Annotated in this window: 7 protein-coding genes and 1 pseudogene; 5 read left to right on the forward strand and 3 right to left on the reverse strand. The window is 70.7% G+C overall.

From position 1 onward, the window contains the following. The 5 genes from B8460_RS00735 to acs form a co-directional block, all read left to right on the forward strand. A partial coding sequence (locus tag B8460_RS00735; protein WP_048859651.1) for an acyl-CoA carboxylase subunit beta occupies nt 1-962 on the forward strand: 962 nt, incomplete at its 5' end. 42 nt (nt 963-1,004) lie between these two features. Further along, on the forward strand, nt 1,005-2,546 hold the full coding sequence (locus B8460_RS00740; protein WP_048859652.1) for an AMP-binding protein: 1,542 nt from the start codon (nt 1,005-1,007) through the stop codon (nt 2,544-2,546). A gap of 41 nt (nt 2,547-2,587) precedes the next feature. Further along, nucleotides 2,588-3,007, forward strand: a complete 420-nt coding sequence (locus B8460_RS00745; protein ID WP_048859653.1) for an EVE domain-containing protein — start codon at nt 2,588-2,590, stop codon at nt 3,005-3,007. Further along, complete coding sequence (locus B8460_RS00750; protein ID WP_048859654.1) at nt 2,995-3,345, forward strand: Rieske (2Fe-2S) protein; 351 nt, start codon at nt 2,995-2,997, stop codon at nt 3,343-3,345. Before B8460_RS00745 ends, B8460_RS00750 begins: the two co-directional genes overlap by 13 nt. Nucleotides 3,346-3,396: 51 nt before the next feature. Further along, a complete protein-coding gene (gene acs, locus B8460_RS00755; RefSeq protein ID WP_048859656.1) occupies nt 3,397-5,334 on the forward strand; it encodes an acetate--CoA ligase in 1,938 nt (645 codons plus the stop codon). A gap of 30 nt (nt 5,335-5,364) precedes the next feature. On the opposite strand, the gene B8460_RS00760 is transcribed toward acs, so the two are convergent. The 3 genes and pseudogenes from B8460_RS00760 to B8460_RS21500 form a co-directional block, all read right to left on the reverse strand. Then, a complete protein-coding gene (locus B8460_RS00760; RefSeq protein ID WP_048859657.1) occupies nt 5,365-5,847 on the reverse strand; it encodes a nucleoside deaminase in 483 nt (160 codons plus the stop codon). 70 nt (nt 5,848-5,917) lie between these two features. After that, a complete protein-coding gene (locus tag B8460_RS00765) occupies nt 5,918-6,628 on the reverse strand; it encodes a MarC family protein (protein WP_241771053.1) in 711 nt (236 codons plus the stop codon). A 21-nt stretch (nt 6,629-6,649) separates the two neighbouring features. Then, a pseudogene (locus B8460_RS21500) lies at nt 6,650-7,027 on the reverse strand (Ppx/GppA family phosphatase); the annotation flags it as partial.

Below are 7,027 nucleotides of genomic sequence, written 5' to 3' on the forward strand. Positions count from 1 at the left end.
CGCCGCTGGTGAAGGCGGCGACGGGCGAGGAGGTGACGGTCGACGAGCTGGGCGGTGCGGCCATGCACACCAGCGTGTCCGGCACCGGCGACTATGCGGCGTCGTCGGAGCTGCACGCGATCGCGCTGGCGCGCGAGCTGATGGGACGCTGCGCGCGGGCAGAGAAGGCGGCGATCGAGCGCGCGGCGCCGGAGCCGCCCGCCTATGATCCGGCGGAGCTTTACGGCATCATCCCGCGCGACACCCGCATGCAGTTCGACATGCGCGAGGTGCTGGCGCGCATCGTGGACGGCAGCCGCTTTCACGAATATCAGCCGGATTACGGCCGCACGCTGATTTGCGGATTCGCGCGGCTGTGGGGCATGCAGGTGGGCGTACTGGCCAACAACGGCGTGCTGTTCAGCGACAGCGCGCTGAAGGGCACGCATTTCATCGAACTGTGCGACCGCAGCCGCACGCCGCTGCTGTTCCTGCAGAACATCACCGGCTTCATGGTCGGCCGCGAGTACGAACGCCGCGGCATCACTAAAGACGGGGCGAAGATGATCATGGCGGTCTCCGGCGCGTCGGTGCCGAAGATCACCGTCGTGGTCAACGGCTCCTACGGCGCCGGCACCTATGGCATGGCGGGCCGCGCCTTCGACCCGCGCTTCCTGTTCACCTGGCCGCAGGCGCAGATCTCCGTCATGGGCGCGGAACAGGCGGCGGGCGTGCTGACGGACATCAAGCTGCGCCAGCTCGCGCGCGACGGGCGCACCCTGTCGGCGGCGGAGATCGACGCGATCCGCGCGCCGATCCTCGACGACTACAGCCGCCGCTCCAGCGCGTGGTACGCGACGTCGGAGATCTGGGACGACGGCATCCTCGATCCGGTCGATACGCGCAACGCGCTGGCGATCGCCTTCAGCGCCACGCTCAACGCGCCGATCGAGGCGCCGCATTACGGCGTGTTCCGCATGTAGGGGGACGGCGCCGGCAGACGAACGAACGGGGGAGGCAACGCCATGCAGACGAGCGGCAGTCCGGTCAATCGCGTCAATGTCGGCGATATGCTGACGCGCACCGCGTGGCGCATGCCCGACGCGACCGCGATCGTGCACGGCGATGCGCGCCTGACCTTCCGCGACCTCAATGACCGCGTCAACCGCCTCGCCCACGGCCTGGCTGCGCGCGGCTATGCGCGCGGCACCGCGCTCGGCCTGATGTCGCGCAACCGTGCGGAGTTCCTGATCACCTACTATGCCTGCGCCAAGCTCGGCGTCGTCTGCGTGCCGGTCAACCTGCTGTGGCGCGGCGGCGAACTCGCGTACGTCCTGCGCCACGCCCAGGTGCGCGGGGTGGTGGTGGAGGCGGCGCTGCTCGATCAGCTGCGCACCGGGCTCGACGAGCTGCCGGGGATCGACGTGCACGTCATCGGCGAGCCGTCCTTCGACACGCTGCTCGCCGCCGCCGCCGGCGAGCCCGACGCGGCGGTGGAGGACCGCGACCCGCTGTCCTATCTCTACACCAGCGGCACCACCTCGGCGCCGAAGGGCGTCGTCGGCAGCCATCTCGCGGTCTATATCGAGTCGCTCGGCAACATCATCGAAACCGGGCTGACCGCGGCCGACCGCATGGCCGCGATCCTGCCGATGTTCCACACCGCGCAGCTCAATGCCTTCAGCACGCCGGCGGTCGCGATCGGGGCGGCGATCCACATCGTCGATGCGTTCGACGCCGCCGCCCTGCTCGACATGATCGCGCGCGAGCGGCTGAGCGTCGTGTTCGCCCTGCCGATGATGTACCGCGCCCTGCTCGCCGAACAGGAGGCGCGGCCGCGCGACGTCTCCAGCCTGCGGCTGTGCGTCTATGCCATGGCACCGATGCCGCAGGCGGAACTCGCGCGCATGATCCACGTGTTCGGCTGCGGCTTCTCGCTGATGTTCGGCCAGACGGAAATGAGCCCGACCGCGACGTTCTTCCGCCCGGAGCACCAGCTCTCGCATCCCGGCGCGGTCGGCACGCCCTGCGTCAGCGTGCAGGTGGCGATCATGGACGATACGGGGCGCCTGCTGCCCTCGCCAGAGACCGGCGAGATCGTCTATCGCAGCCCGCAGGTGATGAGCGAATACCTGCGCGACCCGGAGGCGACGGCGGCGGCATTCCGCCACGGCTGGTTCCATTCCGGCGACAGCGGCTATGTCGGCGCCGACGGGATGCTGTGGTTCCACGACCGGTTCAAGGACGTGATCAAGACCGGCGGCGAGAACGTCGCGTCCATCGAGGTGGAAAAGGCGCTGTTCGCGGCCGAGCCCGCGATCGCGGACGTCGCCGTGATCGGCCTGCCGCACCCGCACTGGATCGAGGCGATCACCGCGGTCGTCGTGCCGAAGCCCGGCGCGGCGATCGACCCGGACGCGCTGCTGACGCGGCTGCGCGCGGACCTCAGCCCGTTCAAGTGCCCGAAGGCGGTGATCGTGCTCGACGCCCTGCCGCGCACCGCGACCGGCAAGATCCAGAAGGCGAAGCTGCGCCAGATCTATGCTGGCTACTACGACGCCGCCTGACGACCCGCTAAGATGGTCGGGACGCGGCGGACGGAGGGGGGATGGCGCGGCACTACTGGCTGGTGAAATCCGAGCCGGACGCCTTCAGCTGGGACCAGCAGGTGGCCAATGGCACCGAACCCTGGACCGGCGTGCGCAACCACATGGCGCGCAACAACCTGCGCGCCATGCGCCTCGGCGACCGGGCGTTCTTCTATCACTCCAATATCGGCCGCGAGATCGTGGGCGTGGTGGAGGTGGCGCGCGAGGCCTATCCGGACCCGACCGCCGAGGGCGGGGACTGGGTCTGCGTCGACATGCGCGCCCTCGGGCCGATGCCGAAGCCCGTCACCCTCGCCGCCATCAAGGCCGATCCGGAATTTGCCGACCTCGCGCTGGTGCGCCAGTCGCGCCTGTCGGTGCTGCCGGTCGGCGCCGAACACTGGAAGCGGTTGTGCCGGATGGGCGGATGGACGGGCTGAGGCGCACGCTCTGCGCGCTGGCCGACATCCCGGACGGCGGGGCGCGCGGCTTCGGCCCGGCGCCGGGCGGCTTCACCGGCCTGTTCGCTGTGCGGCGCGGCGACACGGTCGTGGTCTATGTCAACGCCTGCCCGCATCTCGGCGTCTCGCTCGACTGGGCGCCCGACCGGTTCCTCACGGCGGACGGGACGCGCATCATCTGTTCGACGCACGGGGCGGAGTTCCGCATCGAGGACGGCCATTGCCTGCGCGGCCCCTGCGCCGGCGACCGGCTGACGGCGGTGCCCTTCCTACTGCAAGAGGGGATGGTGACGGTCGATGCGGATGCCGGCATATAAACAGCGCCTGTGCGCGGCCGCTCAGAGCCGCCCGGCCAGGAGGAGACGGACATGACCGACCAGCATGTCATTGAGGTCCGCCCGGAGATCGCGGCCCGCGCCCACGCGGACGCCGCGCGCTATGGCGCCATGTACGAGGCGGCCAAGCGCGATCCGCAGGCGTTCTGGGCCGAACAGGCGCGCCGCATCAGCTGGATGCGCCCGCCCACGCGCATCAAGAACACCGACTTCACCGGCGACGTGACGATCCGCTGGTACGAGGACGGCACGCTGAACGCCGCCGCGACCTGTCTCGACCGTCACCTCGCCGAGCGCGGCGATCAGGTGGCGATCATCTGGGAGGGCGACGATCCCGGCACCTCGCGCCGCGTCACCTACCGCGAACTTCATGCCGAGGTCTGCCGCACCGCCAACGTGCTCAAAAGCCTGGGCGTGAAGCGCGGCGACCGGGTGACGATCTACCTGCCGATGGTGGTGGAGGCGGCGGTCGCCATGCTCGCCTGCGCGCGCATCGGCGCCATCCACTCCGTCGTGTTCGGTGGCTTCTCGCCCGACAGCCTTGCCGGGCGCATCCAGGATTGCGGCTCGACGGTGCTGATCACCGCCGACGAGGGGCGGCGCGGCGGGAAGCGCGTGCCGCTGAAGACCAACGCCGACGCCGCCGTGGCGGCCTGCCCCACCATCCGTCACGTGCTGGTGGCGCGCGTCACCGGCGGGGACGTGCCGATGCAGGCCGGCCGCGACGTGGCGTGGCCCGAGGCGATGGCCGCGGCCTCCCCCGACTGTCCGGCCGAGGAGATGGGCGCCGAGGACCCGCTGTTCATCCTCTATACGTCGGGCAGCACCGGCAAGCCGAAGGGCGCGCTGCACACGACCGGCGGCTACATGGTCTGGGCGAGCTTCACGCACCAGTACGTGTTCGACTACCAGCCGGGCGAGATCTACTGGTGCACCGCCGATGTCGGCTGGGTCACCGGGCACACCTACATCGTCTATGGCCCGCTCGCGAACGGCGCCACCACGATCATGTTCGAGGGCGTGCCCAACTACCCGGATGCCGGGCGGTTCTGGCAGGTGGTGGACAAGCACGCGGTCAACATCTTCTACACCGCACCCACCGCCATACGCGCGCTGATGCGCGAGGGCGACGCGCACGTGACGAAGCACAGCCGGAAAAGCCTGCGCATCCTCGGCTCGGTCGGCGAGCCGATCAATCCGGAGGCCTGGCTCTGGTACCACCACGTCGTGGGCGAGCAGCGCTGCCCGATCGTCGATACGTGGTGGCAGACGGAGACGGGCGGCATCCTGATCAGCCCGCTGCCCGGCGCGACGCGGCTGAAGCCGGGCTCCGCCACCCTGCCGCTGCCGGGCGTCATGCCGCTGCTGGTCGATGCGGACGGTAAGACGCTGGAGGGCGCGGCCGAGGGCAACCTGTGCATCGCCGACAGCTGGCCCGGACAGATGCGCACCGTGTTCGGCGACCACGAGCGGTTCCGCCAGACCTATTTCTCGACCTATCCCGGCCTGTATTTCACCGGCGACGGGGCGCGGCGCGACGCCGACGGGTATTACTGGATCACCGGCCGCGTCGATGACGTGATCAACGTCTCCGGCCACCGCATGGGCACCGCCGAGGTGGAAAGCGCGCTCGCCAGCCACCCGAAGGTCGCCGAGGCGGCGGTCGTCGGCTTCCCGCACGACGTCAAGGGACAGGGCATCTATGCCTATGTCACGCTGAAGGAAGGCATCGAGCCGACCGAGGCGCTGCGCAAGGAACTGGTCGCCTGGGTCCGCCGGGAAATCGGCCCGATCGCCAGCCCCGACGCGATCCAGTGGGCGCCCGCGTTGCCGAAGACCCGCAGCGGCAAGATCATGCGCCGCATCCTGCGCAAGATCGCTGCCAACGAGACCGAGGGGCTGGGCGACACCTCCACCCTCGCGGACCCGGCGGTGGTGGAGCAGCTGGTGGAGAACCGCGCGGGCGGATAGGCCGCCCGCCGCCCCGGCCGGCCGCCGCGTTCAGTACGGGACGCGGTCGGTTTTGGCCTGGTATTTCTTCCAGACCTCCACCGCCTCGTCCCGCATGATCTGCCGCGCCGGGATGGAGCGCTCGCCGACCGGCTTGCGCAGCTCGGCGTAGATCATCGTGTCGTCGAAATCGCCGTAGTGGGCCGCATCCTCGCAGGTCGCGGCGTAGAATACCCGCTCGATCCCGGCCCAGTAGGCGGCGGCGGCGCACATCGGGCAGGGTTCGGCGCTGGTGTAGAGCACAGCGCCCGCCAGCTTGAAGCTGCCGACCTTCCGGCAGGCGTCGCGGATCGCGGCCATCTCGCCGTGCCAGGTCGGGTCGTTTTCCGCGACCACGCGGTTCGCGCCCTCGCCGATGATGGCGCCGTGCTGCACGACCACCGCGCCGAACGCACCCCCCGCGCTGTCGATCAGCGCGGTCTTCTCCGAAAGCTCGATCGCGCGCCGCATGAAGCGCCTGTCGTCGTCGGTCATCGCTGCCTCGTCCGTCTCGGTGTTTGGGGGATGCGAGCCATTCAAGGACGATGCCGGACCGCGCAATCCCCTACGGCGTGGATAAACGCGCACCCTGCAGCAGCGGCTGCAGCACGTCGGTCACGCCGGTGATGAGGATCTGCACCCCGATGCACAGCAGGATGAAGGCGCCGAGGCGGGTGACGGTGCGGCTGCCGGACGGGCCGAGCCAGCCGGCGACGCGGTCGGCGGCGCCGTAGCAGGCCCAGATCACCACCGCCATCACCGCCGCCGCGAGCGTCATGCCGGCATAGAAGGCGACCAGACCGTCGTGCAACGGCGGATGCTGCGAGCCGAGCGCGATGGCGACCGCGATCGTCCCCGGCCCGGTCGTGAACGGGATCGTGAGCGGGAACAGCGCCACGTCCTCCTGCTGTCCGGCACCGGCCGCCTGCTCCTGCTTGCGCGCCTCGCGCGCCTCCGGCTGGTTCAGCCGGTCCCAGGCGGACAGCGCGAGCACCAGCCCGCCCGCGCAGCGCAGGGCGGCGAGCGAGATGCCGAAGAACGCCAGCACGTAGGAGCCCGCCCACAGCGCGACGATCATCACGACGAAGGCATAGCGGGCGACGACGCGGGCGAGGCGGTGGCGCTCCGCCTGCGGCCAGGCGCCGCACACCTCGTTGAAGATGAACGCGCCGCTGAGCGGGTTCACGATCGAGAACAGGCCGGGGAATGCCAGCAGGAACGCCTGCACCGCGATCCCGGGGCCGGTGGCGAGCAGGGCGGCGATGTCGGCGGCCAACGGCGTGCTCCGGCGGTGCGGTCAGGCGCGGACCGGCGCCGGCGCCGTCTCGATCGCGCTCTCCAGCCCCAGCAGGCTCGCGAGACGTTCGAGCTGGCGGCCGATCGCCTCGCCGTCGAACACGCCGCGCGCCGGATCGAGACGCAGCACCAGCCGCTCCGCCCCCGGCGCCCGCGGCACCACCAGGGTCGCGCCTTCGAGCAGTCCGGCCGTGCCCGCCGACAGCATGTAGGCGAGCCGCAGCGCCACCCCCAGCACCTCCGCCCGCGCCGCCGCGCCCACGTCGAGCAGCGTGCGCGCCGGCATCAGGAAGCCGGCATCGGCGGCGGCGTTGCAGCGCATCGCCACGGCGAAGGCGAGGAAGGCGCGGGCATGATGGTCGAGGCCGATGCCGGGGTG

The organism is Acidisphaera rubrifaciens HS-AP3, assembly GCF_000964365.1.
Taxonomy (GTDB): domain Bacteria; phylum Pseudomonadota; class Alphaproteobacteria; order Acetobacterales; family Acetobacteraceae; genus Acidisphaera; species Acidisphaera rubrifaciens.

Excerpts from the sequence above, each read along its gene's own strand:
- B8460_RS00740 (WP_048859652.1), top strand. The coding sequence starts at position 1,005 with ATGCAGACGAGCGGCAGTCCGGTCAATCGCGTCAATGTCGGCGATATG.
- B8460_RS00745 (WP_048859653.1), top strand. The coding sequence starts at position 2,588 with ATGGCGCGGCACTACTGGCTGGTGAAATCCGAGCCGGACGCCTTCAGC.
- B8460_RS00750 (WP_048859654.1), top strand. The coding sequence starts at position 2,995 with ATGGACGGGCTGAGGCGCACGCTCTGCGCGCTGGCCGACATCCCGGAC.
- acs (WP_048859656.1), top strand. The coding sequence starts at position 3,397 with ATGACCGACCAGCATGTCATTGAGGTCCGCCCGGAGATCGCGGCCCGC.
- B8460_RS00760 (WP_048859657.1), bottom strand. The coding sequence starts at position 5,847 with ATGACCGACGACGACAGGCGCTTCATGCGGCGCGCGATCGAGCTTTCG.